We start from the raw sequence: 21081 nt of genomic DNA on the forward strand, positions 1-21081 counted from the left end.
TTAACAATGAAGTAACAATAAAGTTAATGGTTATGCTATGCTTAGATGTAACAAATTATTTCTTTTAGGGTCAAACAATTGGGTGTTACCAATTGAAGGAAAATCTCATGACTATCACATTAAATTTTCAACCGATTGATAAAATCCAAAAAAAGCTGAGATCAAAACTATGCTTAGGGTTAGTCATGGCGACTTCGTTAACCGTCCCAACGCTGGCAAATGCTGAAATCACTCAGCGTGATATCGACAATTACGCTACTGCAATGGCGGCTGCCGCAAATGCCAAAAGTATTTCGCGCGTTGCAAGCCTAGTGGCAGATGATGCCTTGATATCTGTGTCGCGTAAAGGAAAAACCACCACCTTAAATAAAAGCAATTATCTAAACCTGCTGCAAAACAACTGGTCAAAAGCAACGCAATATCGCTATGATATACAATTAAACAACGTGGTATTTAGCGGTAACCAGGCTAAGGCAGATGCGGTAACGACAGAAGTCATCGTCGAAAATAACGTGACGACACGTTTAGTAACAACTTCACGTATTACCTTTACTGAAAGCGGTAATTCGGTGTTATTGTCTAGGGCGATTAGCCAACTTGTGATTGAAAAGCACTAAGTTAGTGGTATAAAAAGTGGTGTTAAAAAGGGTGGTGCAAAAGTTTTGTGCCACTTTTTTTATCGATTCTAGTATAATTTCAGCCAATATTTAATTTCACTGTCTTGAAATCACAGCCGTTTTTTTATTTATAATGTCAAATTTTAGCTTATATTCGTTCATAGTGTTACGCTATGGGATGGGTATATGTGCTACATCTAAATTGCAAAAAAGAGCTAGGAATTATCATGTTGCTTTCGATAAGCCATTCATCAAAAAAAACTATCAAACCGTTAAGTTTAGCTATTTCCTCTATTATTTTGGCAGCCTGTAGCAGTGCGCCAACCAGCACCACCAGTCCAGCGGGTAAACCCATGGTTGGATCGTCCAGTCACAGCAAAAGCACGGTGAGTAGCGCACAAGAAAATGCAGCCTTACTGGATATGGATAGTTTGGATGAGCTTGAAGGCCTGCTGGAAGCCACCGACATGACCATGGTAGAGAATAACGCTTTGTTGGTTCAGCGCTATGGTAATCTGTGGGATAGGCTGCGCGTCAATTTTCGTATGAACTCCAACGTGTACGATCCGCGTATTGAAGCGCAGAAAAGTTGGTTTATTAGCCGCCAAGATTATCTAAACCGATTAACAGCGCGTGCTAGCCGCTATTTATACTACACAGTGCGCGAAGCTGAACGTCGCAATATTCCAACCGAACTGGCATTATTGCCTGTCATTGAAAGCTCTTATGATCCCAATGCCAACAGTAACGCATCGGCTGCAGGGTTATGGCAGTTTATTCCAAGTACAGGTCGTATTTATGGGTTGAATCAAACCAGTACCTTTGATGGTCGTCGTGATGTGATTGAGTCAACCCGTGCCGCTTATGACTTTTTGACCGCCTTGTATAACCAATTTGGGAGTTGGGAGTTGGCATTGGCAGCATACAATGCCGGTCCAGGCCGTGTCCAATCGGCGATTAATTATAATGCAGCACGTGGGTTACCCACGGATTATTGGTCGCTCAAATTACCCACTGAAACGATGAACTATGTCCCTCGGTTTTTGGCTGTGGCGCAAATTGTCAAAAATCCGAGTGCCTACAATGTGTATTTACCCGCAATTGCGAACCGTCAACATTTTAGAAGTGTCCCTGCCAATGTTGGCGTGAGCTTGTATGAAATTGGCAGTCTGACAGGCCTAAGCTACGATGAACTGCGCGCCCTAAATCCTGCGTTGATTGCAGGTACGGTAGATATGTCAGGCCCAAGCCGTATTCTGATTCCCAATGATCTCAATGAATCAATTGACCGTAAAATCACCCAATTACGCGGTAATGGTTATATGAGTCAACAAGGTTATTTGGCAAACAATAGTTATGTCACCCCTAAAACTGCTACGCCTACTTATAACACACCGACGACAAATTCTGGCAACCAAACCCGAACTACCACCACACGTCAGGGTGATTCAATCAGTGCTGCCAAGCAAGCCTATAGCAAAAAAGAAAAAGTTACCTTGCCATCCTCTAGCAGCGACTTGGCGGCGATGGCAAATAATATGGTTAAAAACCAAACCACGACTTATATCGCCCCCATTCCTAGTGCGCCAAGTATCCAAAGCCGTAATACGGTCATCAAAGAACCGCCGATTACCGCAACCGAGCAAAAATTAGTGACCGCTGAAATGCAGTCTACCAATACATTACCCACCACTTCAGCCGTTGTTACTGCCAATAACACCGTGGTGCAAGAGCCGCCTTTATCCAATCAAGAGCGTAACTTGATTGCTAAAGAAATTGAAAAAACCGCACCACAAGTAGAGCAAGCCATTAACCCTACCGATGGTAATATCAAGCTCAATGCCATTCAGACCCAGCAATCTGTGCTAGAAGCCAAAGGCGAAACCAAAAAACTCAGTTACGAAGAACCGCCAGTGGTGTTGCCAAAAGAGGTCAAAATTACCCAAGCGTCGAGCTTAAATGGCAAAGCAGCAACTACGAGCAAATCCAATACCACCAGTGAAAGCAAAGCTGTCACGGTTAGCAAGTCGGCTGCTAAAAAACGTCCAAGCGGCACACGCAGCACCTATCAAGTTAAAGCTGGCGACAACTTAGTAAATATCGCCAGTCGAATGGGTGTGAATTGGCGAGATATCGCTGAATGGAACCAAATTGACCCAAATGCTGCCTTGCTAGCAGGTTCAACACTTTACTTATACAACGCCAAGCCTATCGAACCCAAAGTAGCGGAAGCGCCAAAACGTAAAGCCAATAGCTATATCGTGCAAGCGGGGGATACCTTGACAGGCATCGCCGACAAGTTTGATCTAAATGTCAGTGAGTTAGCAAAATTTAATAATTTACCAGTCACTTATCAAGTGCGTACCAACCAAAACTTGTGGTTAATTCCAGACAAAATGCCAAAGCCGCCAGTAGCACAGCCCGCAGCGCAAAAGCCTGCCCCTGCTAGAGCCGAAGTGCAACCGGTATCAAGTCGTTATACCGTTCAGACGGGTGATACCTTATCGGGTATCGCTGATAGATTATCCGTATCGCCCAAAGACATTGCCGATATCAATGGTTTTAACACCAATTATCGTGTGCAAAAAGGGCAAGTCATCATCGTGCCTGTCACAGTTGAAAAGGTCAAATATGCGCTAGCTGGCAAATCGATTAACTACACGGTACGCCCAGGTGATAGCTTAGGTAGCGTCGCCAATAACTTTGATTTAACGGTAGTAGCTTTAGCCAAAGCCAATTATCTAAAACCGACGGCAAATTTAATTCAAGGGCAAAAACTGGTTATTCCTCAAGCAGGATTGGGTACGGTGGCTAGCGTGACAGCGACCCGCGAACCGATGAGCAAGCAGGACTCTGCAAAACCAGAGAGCAAAAAAGAAACAAAAAAAGAGACCAAAACAGCCAAAGATACCCAATCAGAGGATGATAACAAGCCAGCGTCAAAACCAGTAAGCAAATATAGCCGTGGTGATACGCAAAGCTACCAGGTAAAATCTGGTGATAGCCTGACAAACTTGAGTGCAAAATATGGCGTTTCCAAAAGCGAACTTGCCGCCTTAAATAATTTAAAAGGTAATGAGTCGTTATTGATTGGTCAAAACATCAAAATCCCAGAAACCACAACAACCTATAAAGTTAAGGCAGGCGAAGGCTTAATTTCTTTGGCGGGACGCTTTGGCATCAGCCCTAAAGAACTGGCTAGTTTAAATAACTTGTCACCAACGGCGTCGCTAAAAGTGGGTCAAATCATTACGGTGCCAAGATAGATGAACCAAATCTTGTCAAACAAAAAAACCACTATGTAAAATAGTGGTTTTTTACTTAAGTTTTTACTCATTTTTTATACTTAGTAAGGAAATTATAAGGCAATAAAAAAGCGTATTTAATTAAAAATACGCTTTTTTAGCTATAAAGAGATAAGGGTTAATTAGTTAACCATATCTTTTAAACTTTTGCCTGCTTTAAAGCTTGGGACTTTGCTTGCTGGGATTTGGATTTCTTCTTTAGTTTGTGGGTTACGGCCAGTACGTGCTTGGCGTTCTTTGACACTAAACGTACCAAAGCCAACGAGCGATACAGTATCATTAGCTTTCATCGCTTCGCCAATCGTTGCGATAAAGGCATTTAATGCTTCAGTTGATTGGGCTTTAGAAAGGCCACTTTTTTTAGCAATGCTATCAACTAATTCTGACTTATTCATAAGAATATCCTTCAAATTTTTAGGGATGAAAATAAACGTTATATATACAAAGCATACGCTTGACAAGTAATTAGGCTCAAAGCCTTGAGTATCAAGTGTTGCATAAGTAATTATGCTTCGATTATAAGTAAACTCAAGCGGCTTAACAAGCAGTTTAATCATAATTTCTGTGCAATTAAGCATTGATTAACGTGTTTTTGCAAAATATAGCGGTTGGCACACCAAACGATAACATTTTATTTCAACAAAAACCGCTAAAACTTGATATATACAGCTATAGTGAGTAAAAGTGGCTAAAAATCAATCTCGCAATGATTTCTTGACTAATACTCAGCGACTGACAGTGTTTTATACCAGACTTACAATAATTAATGTTATTAATACCCTTTTAAAGCTACACTATCGACAAATTACAAAACCCATATTTGATTAATTTTGTGGAAATTTAATGAACGATAATTTTCAAACTTCGACCAATGCCCCAAGCAATATAGCCACCACAGCGCTCAATGTGGTATTAGTGATTATTGAAACCTTGCTGACCCTGTTGCTACGTTTTGATGCCGATCTTCGTAAGGTTGTCTATCCTTTAGCCACTACCAATACTGTCGTTCGTATTCACGCTTATATCCCAAACGTCACCTTTTATGTGACCTTTACCGTTAACGGCATTTTGTTAGACAGTCAATTACAGCCTTCTCAGCAGGTCGACGTGACCATCAACGGCTTTACTTGGCAAATCGCCCAGAATTTATTTACCAATCAGCCCAAAGCCATCGAGCAGCTACAAATTCGCGGCGAAGCACAAAAGACGGCAGAGGTGAAGGCTTTTTTACATCAAATTGGTATCAATCAGCTATTACAAGTCATCACAAAAGCAGTCAAAGGCGATAAAGACCAGCCAAAAGTCAAAAAACCTATCAAAACCGATGCTGACTATAAACAACAAGTCGAAGCACTCAATACCCAAGTCAACGCCGCAGCCCTACAAAAAACAGCGCTTGAAGCACAAATTTTAGAATTAAACAGTAAAAATAAATGGATGAAACGCGCGGCAATCGCATTTTTTGTATTATTCATCATTTGTGCGATTGGTTGGGCGGTAAAATAACACCCATTCCCCCCTATATGGCTTTGATAAAAAATTGCTTTGATAAAAAAATTGCTTTGATAAAAAATCGTTTATGATTGAGTAAATAAATCCGAGCAATAAATAAATCCGAGTGTTTTAGTAAGAATTAATCTTGACTAAAAGACTCGGATTTTCATATAATAGCCATACCAACCATAAAACGTGTTTTCACAGCTTATTGTGCTTGAACGGATTTAAATTTTTAACTTAAGTGGGGCTACTATGCGATTGACAACCCGAGGACGCTATGCAGTGACGGCGCTGCTAGATTTGGCATTGCAAGAGCAAAAACATGAATTGGCTGTGTCATTGTCTGATATCGCAAAGCGTCAAGAGATTTCTATTTCTTATCTTGAGCAGTTGTTTTCAAAGCTGCGTAAAAAAGGGTTGGTCGTGAGCACTCGCGGTGCCTCAGGCGGTTATCATATTGCCAAGCCCATCAATGAAATCTCGATTATGACCATTATTTCAGCAGTTGATGAGTCGGTGGATGCTAGAGCTTGCGAAGGTAAGGGCAACTGCCAAGATGGCGCCATGTGTTTAACCCATGATTTATGGAATGGATTGTCTGAGCAAATTGAAAACTATTTGTCCACCGTGACACTAGATACGCTCATCAACCGTCAAATTATCCGTGAAATTTCTGAGCGTCAAATTTTGATGGTAGAAGATATGCAGCATAAGGATCAATCTGCGGTAAACCCGATGACAGATGCCCCCGTATCGCAACGAGCAAAGCATAGCACCACTAAAGTTAGTAATATTAGTAACAATCATTCATTAGCTGATAACAGCAAAACCTTAAAACAAAATTCTGGGGAGAATTTGTTAGCATGAATAAATTAGTCTATTTAGATTATGCCGCGACCACACCAATTGATGAGCAAGTCGCCCAAAAGATGATGAAATACATGACCTTTGATGGTGTGTTTGGTAATCCTGCCTCGCGTTCGCATGGGTTTGGTTGGCAAGCTGAGGAAGCGGTTGAAACTGCTCGTGAGCAAATCGCAGAATTAATCAACGCCGATTCACGTGAAATTGTGTTTACTTCAGGGGCTACTGAGTCAAACAATTTGGCGATTAAAGGGGCGGCGCAATTTTATAGTGGTAAAGGCAAACACATCATTACCAGTAAAATTGAACACAAAGCCGTGCTAGACGTCTGCCGTGAATTAGAAACAGAAGGTTTTGAAGTTACCTATCTAGACCCACAGCCAAAGACAGGTCTGATCACGGTTGACCAAGTCAAAGACGCTATTCGTGAAGATACTATTTTAGTAAGCCTAATGATGGTTAACAACGAACTTGGCACGTTAACAGATGTTGCGGCGATTGGTGAAATCACCCGTGAAAAAGGTATTATTTTTCATGTCGATGCGGCGCAAGCAGCCGGTAAAACCCCGATTGATTTAGCGCAATTAAAAGTTGATTTGATGAGTTTTTCTGCCCATAAAATTTATGGTCCCAAAGGTATTGGTGCTTTATATGTTCGCCGTAAACCACGTGTGCGCCTAAAATCACAAATGCAAGGTGGTGGTCATGAGCGTGGCATGCGTTCAGGTACTTTGGCAACGCATCAGATCGTGGGGATGGGTGAAGCCTTTGCCATTGCGGGCAAACGTATGGCAGAAGATGAAGCCAGACTGACAAAACTGCGTCAACGCCTGTGGGATGGCTTAAAAGAGCTTGATGAAATTTATCTTAATGGTGACATGAATCACAGCATTCCAAATATCGTCAACATCAGCTTTAACTTTGTAGAAGGCGAATCGTTGATGATGTCATTGAAAGATTTTGCCGTGTCATCGGGTTCTGCTTGTACATCAGCGACGCTTGAGCCTTCCTACGTATTACGCGCGCTTGGATTGTCAGATGAGCTTGCTCACAGTTCAATTCGTTTTAGTTTGGGTCGCTATACTACCGAAGAAGATATTGACCATGTGATTGCTGAGGTGCGAACCGCGGTTGAAAAATTACGTGCTTTATCACCGCTTTGGGATATGTACCAAGAAGGCGTTGATTTAAATAGTGTGGAATGGAACGAACATTAATTTGTATTAACAATTAATTTGTATTAAAAATTTATTCAATTTAATAAGTAAAGATTAGTCAGTTACGTTTGACGTAACCAGCCAAAAGGAAAATGAAATGGCCTACAGTGATAAAGTGCTTGACCATTATGAAAACCCACGCAATGTGGGAAACTTAGATAAAGATGCCAAAAATGTCGGTACCGGTATGGTCGGCGCGCCAGCCTGTGGCGATGTGATGCGCCTGCAAATTCAAGTGGGTGATAACGGTATCATTGAAGATGCGCGCTTTAAAACCTATGGCTGTGGTTCAGCCATTGCTTCAAGCTCATTGGTTACAGAATGGCTTAAAGGCAAAACCCTAGATCAAGCTAGCGCGATTAAAAACAAAGATATCGCTGAAGAGTTGGCACTGCCGCCTGTTAAAGTGCACTGCTCAGTGCTGGCAGAAGACGCCATTAAAGCAGCGATTGAAGATTATAAATCCAAAGCTGAAGCTTGATTGATTTCACGATTGTAACAGTCTTATTGATTCATCCTCAATAAGACTGTGTGTGGGTCGCTCAAATTGACTGGCCTAAAGATTGAAATGATTGCAGATTGACATGAGTAATTGCAGATTGACATGAGTAAATGGGGTAGTAAAGTGATTGAATTATCAAACGATGCAGCTCAACATGTACGCGAGTTTTTGCAAAACCGTGGTCATGGGGAAGGTATCCGTGTGGGTATCCGTACCGCAGGTTGTTCTGGCTTAGCTTATGTGCTGGAATTTGTCGATGAGCCAGACCCTAATGACCAACGTTTTGAAAGCAACGGGGTTAGTGTTTTTGTCGATCCAAAAAGCTTAGTTTATCTTAATGGTTTGAAAATGGATTTTGTCAAAGAAGGTCTCAATGAAGGCTTTAAATTTAGTAATCCTAACCAAAAAGGTGAGTGTGGCTGTGGTGAATCTTTCACCGTTTAGTTTGTAATATTTTTTTCAGTATAGTAATGGCTTGGTAGGGGAAGTTGAAAATGGTTAATTATTTTGAGTTGATGAATGTACCCCAACACTATCAAATTGATATCGCCAAGCTTCAGCAGACCCTTCGCCAACTTCAATCTAAGTTCCATCCTGATAACAATGTTGATGCGTCTTTAGCTGAGCAACACCTTTCGCTGCCTGCTAATACCGATGGTTTTTTGCGTGAATCAATCGCCAAATTATCCGCACTAAAGCCTGAGCAAGCGTCTGCGATTATTAATGAAGCCTACAATACGCTTAAAAACCCTGATTCTCGCGCGTCACATTTATTGGCACTCAAAGGTATTTCACAATCTATTAATCAGCCAATTCGTGATTTGGACTTTTTAGACGATGCCATGTCATTTCGCATCGATTTAGACGATGCTGATAGCCAAAGTATTACCTTGCTTAGCAAAAAACTTACCGAATGGCTAAATAATTACCAACTTGCTTTTGACGAAGTTTATCAAAAAATTGATAATCTAGCTGAAGGTGAGGCTAATGATGATGCGTTAACCACACAGGCGATAGATATCATTCAAAAACTGCAGTTTTTGGTTAAACTGCAAGCAGATGTGGCAAAAACCACCGATGAATTAGCCCAGCAGAATTTTGATAATGATGACGATTTGTATGTGTAAATCATGATTAAAGGGTAAGTCGTCCTAGCATTGGTTAATTTATTTGGTTTATCATGTTTTTAATTTATAATACCATCCGTTTTGACTTTCTATAAAGATACAAACTAAGCTAAAGATATAAACTAAGCTGGTTTTATTTTCAAATTATTTTTTCTATTTTTTAATTGGTCCAATTTATGTCGTTATTACAAATCGCTGAACCCAATCAAAGTGCCAAGCCCCATGCGCATCGTTTTGCTTTAGGAATTGATTTAGGAACCACGCGCTCACTGGTAGCGGTAGTGCGTTCAGGCGAGCCACAAGTGATTGGTGATAAAGTTAGTGAGTGTCAATCCAGTGACAATAACGCCAATGACGACAGTCAAATTGCTACTCAGGTAAAAGGTAGCGATTGCCAAAAGCTTTTACCCTCGGTGGTGTATTTTGGTTTAGATGAGAATGGTAATCCAGAAACTTTGGTAGGTAGTCATGCTGAAGCAATGGCAGAACAAGCGCCAAGCTACACAGTACGCTCGGTCAAACGGTTTATGGGACGAAGCATCAAGGATATTAAGTTCAATCATCCCTATGAATTAGTCGGTGATGTCGACGTCATGCCAAGTATCCAAACCCCACAAGGTGCCAAAAACCCTGTTGAAATATCAAGTATCCTGTTAAAACATCTATATGACCGAGCAAAATTGGCATTACCTGACAATAGTATTGTAGGGGCGGTGATTACGGTGCCGGCTTATTTTGATGAAGCACAGCGCCAAGCCACCAAAGATGCGGCTAAATTGGCAGGCATTCATGTGATTCGCTTATTAAACGAGCCGACGGCTGCTGCGATGGCGTATGGGCTGAACCAAGCACAAGACGAAGCGTATCATCTTATTTATGATTTGGGCGGGGGCACGTTTGATGTATCGGTGTTAAAGCTCAATCACGGTGTGTATGAAGTGCTGGCAACGGGTGGTAATAGCGCACTGGGTGGCGATGATATTGACCGCTTGATTGCTAATTGGCTCATTCAACAAACAGGTTTGAATCCATCAAGCATTGATAATCATCAAAAACAGCTGCTAAACGTACAGGCTCGCACGCTTAAAGAGCAGTTATCAAAAACAGACCAAGTGACGGCGGAGCTTTCAATCAGCGGTCAAGCTTTTGATATTGTGTTAACCCAAAGTAATCTTCGCCAAATCATCCAGCCTGTCACTGACCGTACATTAGCGGTTTGTGCGCAAGTGTTACGTGATGCTGGACTTGAGACGTCCCAGCTTGATGAAGTGGTATTGGTAGGTGGTTCGACACGAATGCCATTGATTCAGCAAATCGTAGCAGAAACGTTTAATAAGCCGCCACTGTCACGCATCAATCCCGATGAAGTCGTCGCGTTAGGCGCCGCCAAATATGCCGACCAATTAATCGGACAACAGCAAAATACGGTGTTGCTGCTTGATGTCACGCCTTTATCCTTGGGGCTTGAGACCATGGGCGGTCTCACCGAAGTGATTATTCCGCGTAACACGCCCATTCCTGTGACCCGTAAACAGGTATTTACAACCTATCAAGATAACCAAAATGGTATGATTATCCATGTGGTACAAGGTGAACGCGATACGGTGGCTGACAATCGCTCGTTAGGACAGTTTAAACTGACTGACATTCCAGCGATGAAAGCAGGGTTGGCGCGTATCGAAGTCACTTTTCAAATTGATGCCAATGGTCAGTTAACAGTTTGGGCTAAAGAGTTGACAACGGGCAAAGCAAGCCAAATTCAAGTCAAGCCATCTTACGGGTTGTCAGAAGATGAGCAGGAAAAACTGCTCAAAGCAGGCTTTGATTTTGCCATGCAAGATCGACTGCAGCGTAGCTTGGTTGAAAGTCAGGTAGAAGCAAAACGAGAATTGTTGGCGCTAGCATCCGCGCTTGCAGAATTTGGCTTTTTATTAACAGATGAACAGAAAAATACGCTGCAAACCTCGATGGCTGATGTTCAACAGGCGATTGATGGTGCTGAACAAGCCCAGTTAGAAACAGCGAGCGCGCAGCTAAAAGTTCATAGTGATGATTTTGCTGCACTTATCATGAACCAAGCGGTCAATGAAACCATGAAAGGCACTTCAACCGCGGATTGGTCAAATTAATTTTGAATACATAAGACTATTAATTAAGAGATTGCTATGCCAAAAATTACTGTATTACCGCATCACCAAATTTGCCCCACTGGCGCAGAGATTGAACTCAATGAAGGCGATAATCTATGCCGTGGCTTGCTAGAAAAAGGCGTGAAAATTGAGCATGCTTGTGATATGTCAAAAGCTTGTACTACTTGCCATGTTATCGTGCGAAAAGGGTTTAATAGCTTGGAGGAAATGGATGATATCGAAGCTGATTTGTTAGATCGCGCTTGGGGGCTAGAGCCAAATTCGAGACTATCTTGCCAAGTCATCATCGACGATCAAGATGTGACCATTGAAATTCCAAAATATACCATCAATCACGCCTCTGAAAATCATTAATACCCACCGATAAAAAAGGGCTTACTAATCATCATTAGTAAGCCTTTTTTGATGGCGCTACGTATTGCTAAACACTCGTTATTGCTAGAACAAGGCGCTGACTTATTCAGCGCATATGTATTAATAGCATATTATGGCGTAGCAGTCTGCGGTTTAACCGTGACTTTAGTGATGGATTTTAGGTATGCTAAGTAATCCTCAAACTGGGACTGACCGATATTTTCGCGCACGATTTGGGCAGTTTGTTGTTTAACTTGCGGCGTGATTTGGGCGTTATCATTAGTGATAACACCGCCAACAATCACGCTCGCACCCGACATAGTAGGCCGCGTCATGACCGCTAGTTGATTGTTAACAGCAGGTTGACTAAATGCCACAGCACGCTCGTCATCACTCAGTTTGCTATCTTGACGAGTCACAATCCCCAAATCTTGGAATGGGACACCCGCCGCCGCAATTGAATTGGCTTGTTTGACTTTGGCAGCGATGGCATTGGCCTCTGCCAGTGCTAAACTTTTTGCTTTCTCTTCAATAAGTTTGGCTTTAATAACCGGCTCGGCTTCGGCTTGTGTCATGAGTTTGCTGGGGCGGTGATTGGTTGATTGCAGCCATACCACTTTATCAGAGACATCTATGCCGACTGACACACTGCCTTCTTGCAGCGCCAGTGGCTCAAATGCCGCCGCTACAATGGCAGGTTGACTCAGTGCAGAGGAGTTATTGGTTTTAGGGTAGTTTTTAATCGATTTGGCGGTTAATTTGTAGCGATTGGCAAGCTCGGTGATAGTAGCGCCAGCAACTGCGTCATTGTTGATTTTCCCAATCAAATCTTGATAGGCGGCTTCACGCTTTTGCGCCATAATTTGTTCGGTTAATACAGGCGTCAAGCTTTCAATGGTTGGTGGGGTTTGACCATTGATTTTTACCAATTTGAATAAATGATAGCCATAGTTGGTTTTGATGGGGCTGGTGACTTGACCGACTTTTAGGGTCTTGATTTGGGTCATGATGGTGTCATAATCATTGGGGAACATCGATTGGGTAATCGGACCGATATTGCCGCCATCGTTTTTACTGCCTTCATCTTGCGAGTACTGTTTGGCAAGCGCCGCAAAATCCGCTTGATTGGCATCAAGTTTACTTTTTAATGAGGTTAAGGTGGCTTGTGCTTGATCACCATTCATCAAAATCATTGCCAATTCGTATTCGGTCTGGTTGTTGCTATTTTTCAAATAGGTTTGATACTGTTGCTGCAATTCCTGAGCCGTTGGGGCAGCAACAGGCAGGGCATTTTTATTGAGTTCAAGATAAGTTAAATCCACCATGTCACTAGATTTAAGAGTTGCTTGATTTTTTTGATAATAACTTGCAATCTCTTGCGGCGTCACTTGTACCTGCGGCGCAAAGCTGTGCCAGTCCAAACGCAGCACTTGCACAGGGCGCGACTCAGACAGCATTGACATAAGTTTATCAATACTCCCTTGCGCAAAAATCCCTGTATTAATGATACCGCGGCTAAAGGCAGTTACCAACAAGTCTTGACGAACCGAATCAAATAATTGCTCTTTGGTCATGCCGCGACGGGTTAAATAGTCAGCAAACAACTCATTAGAAAATTTTCCGCTGGCGTCTTGAAAGGTTTTTTCTGCCATCAACATTTGGGTGATAGTCGCATCGGACACTGTAAAACCAAGCTTGTTGGCTTGGTTGATAATCAAATAGCGGTCAATCAAATTGTGCAGCATCTGCTCACGTAATTTATCGCTATTAAGTAGGCTTGCATCGCCATTCACTTGCTCAAGCAAGGTTTCGCGGCGATTGTTAATCATGGTTTGCAAGGTAGCATTATCAATATTTAACTCTGCAACTTTGGCGACAGCATTGGGGTCATCGCCGCTACGGACAATTGACTCAAAACCCGTGATGGCTAAAGGCAGTAAAAAAAGAACGAGCAAGGCTTTGCCCATCCAACCTTTCAAAAAATTGCGTAAAGATTCCATATTGCTCACTTGCAGTTTAGATGGATTTATTAAGGATAACTAATCAGGCTAAATAATCAAATCAAACACGATATTATAGGGGAACTGTCCACCAAAATCATTATCTTTCATCAAGTTGGGTAGACAGTTTTAAGATATAGTAAAATAGTAAAAAGGCAGACTATTAACAGTTTATAAATTCTTAGATAGCGCTTTATAAATTTTTAGATAGCTCGGAAATAATAGCGTCAAGGATTTTGAGTCTTGCGGTATATTTATCATCGGTGGCAATCACATACCACGGGCGTTTTTTATGGTGGGTTAAATGAATCATGTCGGAAGCCGCTTGCACGTACTCATGCCATTTGGCGCGGTTACGCCAATCGTCATCGGTGATTTTAAACTGCTTATTGGGCGTCTGTTCACGCGCTCTAAAGCGTTTAAGTTCTTCTTCTTCACTGATAGCGAGCCAAAACTTGACCAAAATGGCCTTGCTCTGTACCAAGTCGTTTTCAAAGCGATTGATTTCGCCATAAGCACGTTGCCAGTCTGCCTCTTTTGCAAAGCCTTCAATACGCTCAACGAGTACGCGACCATACCAACTACGGTCAAAAATGGTCACTCGGCTATTATGCAGGCGTTGTTTGAGTAAGGCGACGCATTTATTGCGTTTGAATTTTTGTGATAAATACGCTATATCCACATCTGCCATTTCATCATGGGGCAGGCGCGTCCAAAAACGCCACAGATAGGCGTGTTTTAATTCATCTTCGGTCGGTGCGGAGATAGCGTGGATGGTAAATTCACGCGGGTCGAGTGGGGCAATGATGCGGCGTATCGCACCGCCTTTGCCTGCCGCATCCATACCTTCGAAGACAAAGATGATATGGCGCTGACCTCGCTCACGAATCAGTTCAGCGAGTATATGTTGTTTGCTATGCAGTTGTTCTTTATAGTCTGCTTTTTCTAATGCGTGGGATTCGACGCTAACCAACTCATCAATCAGAGGGGTGGGTTTAAAAGGCAGTGGGCTGGGTTTAACAGGATTTTTGTCCGTTTTAGGGTTAGCTGATTTGTCAGCTTTTTGGGGGTTGTCTTGGGCATCTGTTGCTGCAGATAGTTGGTTCATGGTTTGCAGCGCTGCTAATACAACATTGGCAAATTGGATGTTTGAGGCATCAATATCCTGTCCATCTAGGTGGTGCCAGCTTGATTGTAACCCCATCAGCTTGCTGCTAAAGCGTTTGAAACGTTTCACATCTTTTTTTCGAAACCAATCTAAATGGTACAACTGCTCAGGGTCAGGCTCCTCATCGGTCAAGCGTTTTTTTAGCGTTTTGTTGTCGACTGAAAACCAGCACTTGACGATATCGGTGTTGTTATTGACCAAATCTTGTTCAAACGCCTCAATGTCTTCAATCATTTGCTGTAAGCGCTGTTCATCTATATCATCGCCACAGTCAAACACATAACGAATCAAGTCAGCGTACCAGTTGCCAAAATACACCGCAATCTCACCCTTTCTAGGCAGTTGCCATGTGTGGCGTTGCCAAATCGGTTGGTAGCGGCTGGGATGCTGTCCCATGGTCGCGTGAACCTTGATATAGCGTGCGTCCATCCATTCGGTTAGCGCTTTAACCGCCTCGCCTTTGCCCGAATTTTCCATACCATTGACCAAGATGAGTAACCCGCGCGAGTTTTTGTCAGCCCGTTGCTCGCGTAGGGTAGTTTGCTCGGTAATCAAGTCAAAACTTAATTGCGCCTCAAGTGTCGCAGGTGGCGTTTTGTGAGCTTTATCGGTTTTGGCAGATTTGGCAGCGTTATTGATGGGTGCAGACGCGGCTGTATTGTTATTATCCAACTTGGTATTTAAGTTATTATTTAAGCTATTGGTTAAACTATTGCTACTTTGCGTTGGCATACGACCTTCTTAGGGAAATACCCGAAATTTTGCTAATGACCGCTTCATTTTTTTTAAAAGATAGCAGTTATGCTATTGTTGAACAATTTACGATTTGTATTTTTGCTGGATTTACATTAAGGTAATGCGGCACAAAACTTCATTTTACTGTGGGTTTATACAATAGATAAACTGCAGTTTCTCTGTTTTGAATTTAAAAATTTTGCAAAAAAATCGAGGCCCTATGAGCAGCTTAAGCCAATTAGAACAAGATTTAAAACAATTTCGCGCCCTTCCATACCACAGCGATACCCAGTTAGCGCAAAAACTCAGTGAAGTACAAGCCTGGCAACGCGGTCGTATTCATAAAACCCACCAAGCCTTATTTGCCAGCGCCAACAACCAAGCCATGGGGGAATTTTTAATTGACCAATTATATGGCGGCGAAAAATTCAATGTACTCGCTGAACAGCTAGAGCGCATGGTGCAAAAGGCTGAAAAACTAGAAAAATTTATCCCTGCCAATGCCGTGAGCACAGGGGCAGCCGGTATCATCGAAGCGATTAACGCCATTAAGCTTGATTTACAGCTTGCTCAGTATTTACAAGAGAATCATTTATCCGTGGATGAGCCATCCATGATTAAAGCCTATCAATCCGTCAATGCAGAGTCGGCAAGACGCCAGCAGATTGCTGACCTCAAACAAATGTGCTATCGCACGGATAAATATCTTAAATCATTTATCTTACAAAAAGCATTTTCACTTGCCAAAGGCACAGCGTACAAAAAAGGTTTTCAGCCGTTATATGACTTTATCGCCGAAGGTTTTGCTGCCATCAAACCGATTAAAAGTATTGGCGCCTTTATCGAGCCATTTTGTGAAAAAGAGTTGCAAATCATTACCAATGTGCATGCGGGCAAAGAACATCCTTTTGATGTTTAGTGATAAAATAGAAAAAAATTTTGCACGAACTTTACGCTTTTAACTTTGCCAATTTTTGATTGGCGATGACCTCACTAGGAAACCACATGAACGACAATAACCATAATTCAGTCCAAGACAGCTTGGTTAAAGACAGCATCCAAGCCAATGACAAACTCAATAGCCAAGTACAACAATCACTGACAGCTGACACCACCATCAACCGTCAATTTACTGGCACAGCTGATTTACCAGAATCCGTGCCCCAAGGTCAGCAGCTCACTCGCCCTGCATCCGCTACCCCAAATCACGCGATCCCCAATGACGCTATTCCCAATAAATCATCAGCGCAATCAACTAGCAGTTTTGATAAATCAGCCATCGACAACCCCCATACCGAAGCCACCGATGGCAATGAAGAAACCCATTTTGGCTACAAAACCGTCAAAAAAGCTGAAAAACAAGAAAAAGTAGCAGAAGTGTTTACCTCTGTTGCCAAAAAATACGACATCATGAATGATTTAATGTCACTCGGCATTCATCGTCTGTGGAAACGCTATGCCATAAGCCTAACGGGCGTGCGAGCAGGTCAACGGGTGCTAGATATCGCAGGCGGCACAGGTGACTTGGCAAAAGCCTTTAGTAAAGAGGTGGGTCGCACAGGTCATGTAGTATTATCCGATATCAATGAAGCGATGCTAGAGGTCGGTCGTGAGCGTCTGCTCAATGCAGGCTGTAGTAATGTCGACTTTGTACTCGCCAATGCTGAGACGCTGGCGCCATTTGACGATGAAAGTTTTGATTTGGTGACAATTAGCTTTGGGCTACGCAACGTCACTGATAAAGACGCGGCACTGCGCTCGATGTATCGGGTGCTCAAAAAAGGCGGTCGCTTGCTGATTTTGGAATTTTCAAAACCGGTGTTTGAGCCATTTGGTAAAGTGTATGATTTGTATTCGTTTACCGCATTGCCACTCATGGGTAAATTGGTGGCGAATGATAGCGAAAGCTATCAGTATTTGGCAGAGTCTATCCGTATGCACCCAGACCAACGCACCTTAAAAGGCATGATGGAAGACGCAGGTTTTGTCAATTGTGATTATCACAACTTAACAGGCGGTATCGTGGCGGTACATCGTGGGTTTAAAAAGTAACTGATGGCGAAAAATATAATAGCTCACTGAAATTTATATACTAAAAGAGAATCAGATGTTTACTGTATTACTACTCGCAGGCATTGAAAAAGTGGTTAATCTAGCGATTGCCACTGACCCCATCACCCAAGCAGGGCTACAACCGTTATCGGGTAAAGTTTTGCGGCTAGTGATGGCAGAGCCCGCCATAGAATTTGATACGATTTTTAATGATGACCATATCCGCTTTGAGCCTGTGACGGTTGATGTTTTTGAACCTAATGGTAGCGCCGTGGTAAGCAAACCTGATTGTATTGTCAAGGTGGACAATCCTGTGCATTTGCTCAATTTGATGGGTGAACCACAAGGCAATCTGCCGATTGAGGGCGATTATAAAGTGCTGATGCAAGTCAAACAGTTAGTCGCTGGGTTTGACCCTGATATCATTGGTAAACTGCAACCTTTGATTGGTCTGCCGATGGCAAGTCAATTGTCTAATCTGTTAGCCAACCTAAAAGGCACAATCGCTGTACCTGCCAAAGAGATGTTTGCCGATATTGCCAATATTAGAGAGTGGAAAACCAACGATGCAAGTACTGATACCAATGCAGGCAATGAGTTAAAACAACAGCTACTAAAACTGCGGGCGGATATTGAACGTGAACAAGCCAGACTCGATGCCATCAAGCAACAGCAAGCGGCTTTATTGCAAAAGTAGATTGGAAAAGTAGATTGCAGAAGTAAATTTATTGCAAAAGTCGCTTTTGCACAATCAACATGACGGGTTAAATCCCCGTCTTTTTTTTAACCATTAAAAAATTGCTTATATCATGCTAGAATTCCCACCATTGATAAGCTTTCTAACGAGTTGCCAACGTGTTACTAAATCATCGCAAACGTCTTTTACAACTGTGGCGCATTGCCGCTTATTATCGTGTTGATACCCATCTACCTATGGAAGAGACGCCGCAGCTTGAGCCCATTGCCAAGCTTATCCGTATGCACCCTGCCAGCTATTTTCAAAAACCCCATCCAGACGGAGTTAGGCTGGCGCTTGAAGAGATGGGCACGCTGTTTTTAAAATTAGGGCAGCTGCTTTCCACCCGTCGTGATTTGGTCACCCCTGAGATTATTGAGCAGTTGGTGCATCTGCAAGACAGGGTGAAACCCTTTAGTGTCGATACGGTTATCGAGCAAATTGAACAATCGACAAAAAAAGGCGGTTTGGGGCAAAGTATCAATCAGCTATTTGCTAGATTTGATGGCACACCGTTAGCGGCGGCATCCATCGCCCAAGTACACACCGCACGCCTGCATGATGGGCGTGAAGTGGTAGTCAAAATAGTTCGCCCAACCATCCGTGAACAGATTATTGAAGATTTTGAATTATTGCGCGATTTGGCAGGGTGGGCATCGGCACGGATTGAAGCGGCGCGTGCCGTACATATTATCGATATCGTTGAAGATTATCGGCAAGTCTTGCTCAATGAGCTTGATTTAACCCTTGAAGCTGCCAATACCACCCAAATGCGTAACAACTTTTTGGGTTCATCGATGATGTATGTGCCTGAAGTGTACCAAGCCAGCAAAAACATCATGATTATGGAGCGCATTGTTGGGGTGCCGATTTCGCAAACCCAAGTATTTGATGCGCTTGGATATGATAGGGCGGCACTTGCGGCAAAAGGATTAACGATTTTTTTCACCCAAGTATTTCGGGATAATTTCTTCCATGCCGATATGCACCCAGGCAATGTGTTTGTTGAAACGCTGCCAGCCGATACCCCAAATCCCAATCCCCGCTACATCGCCCTTGATTGCTCAATCGTGGGCGAGCTGTCTAAAGCTGACCAAATGATTGTGGCAAGGCTTTTACTATCGGTAATGAACAATAACTTTACCGGTCTAGTAGATATCATTGCTCGGGCAGGCTGGATTCCACCCAATACCGATAAATACGCCCTCATGCGCGATATGCGCCGCACCGTGTCACCGATGATTAGTAAGCCAATCAACGACATTGATTTTGCAGGCGTGCTCATGTCGGTGCTTGATATTGCGCGTCGCTATCATTTGGATATACCGCCGCAGTTGATGCTGCTGCTTAAAACGCTCGTGCATGTGGAAGGTTTAGGACGGGATTTATACCCTGAGCTTGATATTTGGTCGCTCGCCAAGCCGATTTTGACAGGCTGGGTGAAGCAGCAATTTGACCCGATGCAAAAAATTGGCGAGCTACGCAAGCAATTACCTGAACTGTTACTAAGTCTCAATGACATGCCACAATTGCTAGATAATAGTTTGCAAAGTCTGTCAAATCTGGGTGGCCACCAAGATCAGCAGCTGCGTGAAATACAGCAAATTCGCTCAGATATGCTCAAAAGTCGTCAGCAGGATTGGCTTGCGGTGCTTGGGTTTGTGGGTTCATTATTTATCGCGCAAATGATTGCCAGTCATGCCGTTTGGCAGGTGAGTAGCTGGCTTGCACCAATTTTTTATGTGATTGCAGTGCTGTTTGTATTATGGCGGCTATTAAATTAGCGACTTAAGCATGCTTCACATAATGATCGGCTAGCAGTTTGACAATCGTAGGGATAAAGGGTTTTGCCAAATCATGTCCCATATCCTTTATCAAATGAAACTCACTGTGCGCAATCGCTTTGGCAATCGCCCGACCATGCGCCGATGGCACCAGCCCATCTTTTTCTCCATGAATGATAATGGTTGGCTGTTTGATTTTTTGGTCGAATTTAACAATAGAGCCAGTGGCTAATATAGCTTGCAGCTGCTGAAGCGCGCCACGTGGGTGATAACTACGTTCAAACCGCAAGCGAATGAGCCGTTCTACTTCCTCTTCATCCACATGATTGGGTGAGCCGATACGCTGCATACACCACACGCCATATGCGACCACGTCATCAATTTGGGTGGTTTTGGGATGTGAAAGTAGGGTTTGCAGCTGTTTTGGCTTGGTGGGTGGTAAAAATGGCTTGTTGTTACTGGTAAACATGAGACCCAGTGTCGACACGCGTTTTGGGTATTTGGCAGCCAAAATTTGCGCAATCATCCCGCCCATGGAGGCGCCCACCACATACACATTGTTCAGCGCTAACTTATCAAGTAAGCGGCGGGTATCTTCAACCATGTCAAATAAGTTATACGCCACAGGAAAATGACGGTTCGTCAAACCCACTTGCATACGCAGCATCATTTTGACATTGTTGACGGGAAAACGGGGGAAGGGTCGGGCGATTTTTGATGATAACCCGATGTCACGATTGTCAAAACGAATCACAAAAAAGCCTGCATCAATCAAGCCTTTGACAAAACTATCGGGCCAAAACACTAACTGCGAGCCTAAGCCCATAATCAGTAGCAAGGGCGGATGATCAGGATTGCCACCAACTTCAACACACAGTTGTAATTCATCACCAATATCAATGATGGCACTTTGCATAAAGTCCGTAATCACTGAGGGTTCAAAATTAAATTTGGCTAAATCCATAATTTATTC

17 protein-coding genes and 1 pseudogene are annotated in these 21081 nt (G+C 43.0%); 14 read left to right on the forward strand and 4 right to left on the reverse strand.

The window, feature by feature from the left end; genetic code table 11:
* Positions 1 to 107 precede the first annotated feature (107 nt).
* Complete coding sequence (locus tag ACAM39_RS05260) at positions 108 to 617, forward strand: hypothetical protein (RefSeq protein ID WP_369628479.1); 510 nt, start codon at positions 108 to 110, stop codon at positions 615 to 617.
* Between the two features lie 227 nt (positions 618 to 844).
* Complete coding sequence (locus ACAM39_RS05265) at positions 845 to 3883, forward strand: LysM peptidoglycan-binding domain-containing protein (RefSeq protein WP_369628480.1); 3039 nt, start codon at positions 845 to 847, stop codon at positions 3881 to 3883.
* A gap of 161 nt (positions 3884 to 4044) precedes the next feature.
* Here the strand turns inward: ACAM39_RS05265 and ACAM39_RS05270 are convergent, their stop codons facing one another.
* Positions 4045 to 4317, reverse strand: coding sequence for an HU family DNA-binding protein (locus ACAM39_RS05270; RefSeq protein ID WP_007116691.1), 273 nt, complete (start codon positions 4315 to 4317; stop codon positions 4045 to 4047).
* 448 nt (positions 4318 to 4765) lie between these two features.
* On the opposite strand from ACAM39_RS05270, the gene ACAM39_RS05275 reads away from it, so the two are divergent.
* From ACAM39_RS05275 to fdx, 8 genes and pseudogenes are all read left to right on the forward strand, one after another.
* The gene (locus tag ACAM39_RS05275; RefSeq protein WP_369628481.1) at positions 4766 to 5428 is read left to right on the forward strand and encodes a hypothetical protein; all 663 of its coding nucleotides are present in this window, start codon (positions 4766 to 4768) and stop codon (positions 5426 to 5428) included.
* Positions 5429 to 5671: 243 nt separating this feature from the next.
* Positions 5672 to 6103 (forward strand): annotated as a pseudogene (locus tag ACAM39_RS05280) (Rrf2 family transcriptional regulator); the annotation flags it as partial.
* 179 nt (positions 6104 to 6282) lie between these two features.
* The gene (locus ACAM39_RS05285; protein ID WP_101963720.1) at positions 6283 to 7500 is read left to right on the forward strand and encodes an IscS subfamily cysteine desulfurase; all 1218 of its coding nucleotides are present in this window, start codon (positions 6283 to 6285) and stop codon (positions 7498 to 7500) included.
* Between the two features lie 97 nt (positions 7501 to 7597).
* Complete coding sequence (gene iscU, locus ACAM39_RS05290) at positions 7598 to 7981, forward strand: Fe-S cluster assembly scaffold IscU (RefSeq protein WP_036597557.1); 384 nt, start codon at positions 7598 to 7600, stop codon at positions 7979 to 7981.
* Between the two features lie 123 nt (positions 7982 to 8104).
* The gene (iscA, locus tag ACAM39_RS05295) at positions 8105 to 8446 is read left to right on the forward strand and encodes an iron-sulfur cluster assembly protein IscA (protein WP_219620280.1); all 342 of its coding nucleotides are present in this window, start codon (positions 8105 to 8107) and stop codon (positions 8444 to 8446) included.
* A 50-nt stretch (positions 8447 to 8496) separates the two neighbouring features.
* Positions 8497 to 9129: a Fe-S protein assembly co-chaperone HscB gene (locus ACAM39_RS05300; RefSeq protein ID WP_369628482.1), complete on the forward strand. Its 633-nt coding sequence runs from the start codon at positions 8497 to 8499 to the stop codon at positions 9127 to 9129.
* Positions 9130 to 9305: 176 nt separating this feature from the next.
* Complete coding sequence (gene hscA / locus ACAM39_RS05305; protein WP_369628483.1) at positions 9306 to 11258, forward strand: Fe-S protein assembly chaperone HscA; 1953 nt, start codon at positions 9306 to 9308, stop codon at positions 11256 to 11258.
* A gap of 36 nt (positions 11259 to 11294) precedes the next feature.
* The gene (gene fdx / locus ACAM39_RS05310) at positions 11295 to 11633 is read left to right on the forward strand and encodes an ISC system 2Fe-2S type ferredoxin (RefSeq protein WP_369628484.1); all 339 of its coding nucleotides are present in this window, start codon (positions 11295 to 11297) and stop codon (positions 11631 to 11633) included.
* Positions 11634 to 11764: 131 nt separating this feature from the next.
* Here the strand turns inward: fdx and ACAM39_RS05315 are convergent, their stop codons facing one another.
* Together ACAM39_RS05315 and ACAM39_RS05320 are read right to left on the reverse strand one after the other, a co-directional pair.
* The gene (locus tag ACAM39_RS05315) at positions 11765 to 13633 is read right to left on the reverse strand and encodes a SurA N-terminal domain-containing protein (RefSeq protein WP_369628485.1); all 1869 of its coding nucleotides are present in this window, start codon (positions 13631 to 13633) and stop codon (positions 11765 to 11767) included.
* Positions 13634 to 13826: 193 nt separating this feature from the next.
* Entirely contained in the window at positions 13827 to 15533 is a 1707-nt protein-coding gene (locus tag ACAM39_RS05320; protein WP_369628486.1) for an ATPase, read from the reverse strand.
* Between the two features lie 223 nt (positions 15534 to 15756).
* On the opposite strand from ACAM39_RS05320, the gene ACAM39_RS05325 reads away from it, so the two are divergent.
* From ACAM39_RS05325 to ACAM39_RS05340, 4 genes are all read left to right on the forward strand, one after another.
* Positions 15757 to 16455 (forward strand): DUF8198 family protein, encoded by a 699-nt coding sequence (locus ACAM39_RS05325; RefSeq protein ID WP_007116680.1) that lies wholly within the window; start codon positions 15757 to 15759, stop codon positions 16453 to 16455.
* Between the two features lie 86 nt (positions 16456 to 16541).
* Positions 16542 to 17588 (forward strand): bifunctional demethylmenaquinone methyltransferase/2-methoxy-6-polyprenyl-1,4-benzoquinol methylase UbiE, encoded by a 1047-nt coding sequence (gene ubiE, locus ACAM39_RS05330; protein WP_369628487.1) that lies wholly within the window; start codon positions 16542 to 16544, stop codon positions 17586 to 17588.
* Positions 17589 to 17643: 55 nt separating this feature from the next.
* Positions 17644 to 18285, forward strand: coding sequence for a ubiquinone biosynthesis accessory factor UbiJ (locus tag ACAM39_RS05335; protein WP_369628488.1), 642 nt, complete (start codon positions 17644 to 17646; stop codon positions 18283 to 18285).
* 158 nt (positions 18286 to 18443) lie between these two features.
* Positions 18444 to 20108, forward strand: a complete 1665-nt coding sequence (locus ACAM39_RS05340) for an ABC1 kinase family protein (RefSeq protein WP_369628489.1) — start codon at positions 18444 to 18446, stop codon at positions 20106 to 20108.
* Positions 20109 to 20112: 4 nt separating this feature from the next.
* On the opposite strand, the gene ACAM39_RS05345 is transcribed toward ACAM39_RS05340, so the two are convergent.
* A complete protein-coding gene (locus ACAM39_RS05345; RefSeq protein WP_454795034.1) occupies positions 20113 to 21075 on the reverse strand; it encodes an alpha/beta fold hydrolase in 963 nt (320 codons plus the stop codon).
* Between the last annotated feature and the right edge of the window lie 6 nt (positions 21076 to 21081).

This window comes from Moraxella sp. K02, assembly GCF_041154755.1.
In the GTDB taxonomy this organism is placed as follows: Bacteria; Pseudomonadota; Gammaproteobacteria; order Pseudomonadales; family Moraxellaceae; genus Faucicola.

Coding starts and splice junctions, on each gene's coding strand:
- fdx (WP_369628484.1), top strand. CDS start 11,295: ATGCCAAAAATTACTGTATTACCGCATCACCAAATTTGCCCCACTGGC.
- iscA (WP_219620280.1), top strand. CDS start 8,105: ATGAGTAAATGGGGTAGTAAAGTGATTGAATTATCAAACGATGCAGCT.
- iscU (WP_036597557.1), top strand. CDS start 7,598: ATGGCCTACAGTGATAAAGTGCTTGACCATTATGAAAACCCACGCAAT.
- ubiE (WP_369628487.1), top strand. CDS start 16,542: ATGAACGACAATAACCATAATTCAGTCCAAGACAGCTTGGTTAAAGAC.
- ACAM39_RS05325 (WP_007116680.1), top strand. CDS start 15,757: ATGAGCAGCTTAAGCCAATTAGAACAAGATTTAAAACAATTTCGCGCC.
- ACAM39_RS05335 (WP_369628488.1), top strand. CDS start 17,644: ATGTTTACTGTATTACTACTCGCAGGCATTGAAAAAGTGGTTAATCTA.
- ACAM39_RS05265 (WP_369628480.1), top strand. CDS start 845: ATGTTGCTTTCGATAAGCCATTCATCAAAAAAAACTATCAAACCGTTA.
- ACAM39_RS05285 (WP_101963720.1), top strand. CDS start 6,283: ATGAATAAATTAGTCTATTTAGATTATGCCGCGACCACACCAATTGAT.
- ACAM39_RS05315 (WP_369628485.1), bottom strand. CDS start 13,633: ATGGAATCTTTACGCAATTTTTTGAAAGGTTGGATGGGCAAAGCCTTG.
- ACAM39_RS05300 (WP_369628482.1), top strand. CDS start 8,497: ATGGTTAATTATTTTGAGTTGATGAATGTACCCCAACACTATCAAATT.
- ACAM39_RS05270 (WP_007116691.1), bottom strand. CDS start 4,317: ATGAATAAGTCAGAATTAGTTGATAGCATTGCTAAAAAAAGTGGCCTT.
- ACAM39_RS05260 (WP_369628479.1), top strand. CDS start 108: ATGACTATCACATTAAATTTTCAACCGATTGATAAAATCCAAAAAAAG.
- ACAM39_RS05275 (WP_369628481.1), top strand. CDS start 4,766: ATGAACGATAATTTTCAAACTTCGACCAATGCCCCAAGCAATATAGCC.
- hscA (WP_369628483.1), top strand. CDS start 9,306: ATGTCGTTATTACAAATCGCTGAACCCAATCAAAGTGCCAAGCCCCAT.
- ACAM39_RS05320 (WP_369628486.1), bottom strand. CDS start 15,533: ATGCCAACGCAAAGTAGCAATAGTTTAACCAATAGCTTAAATAATAAC.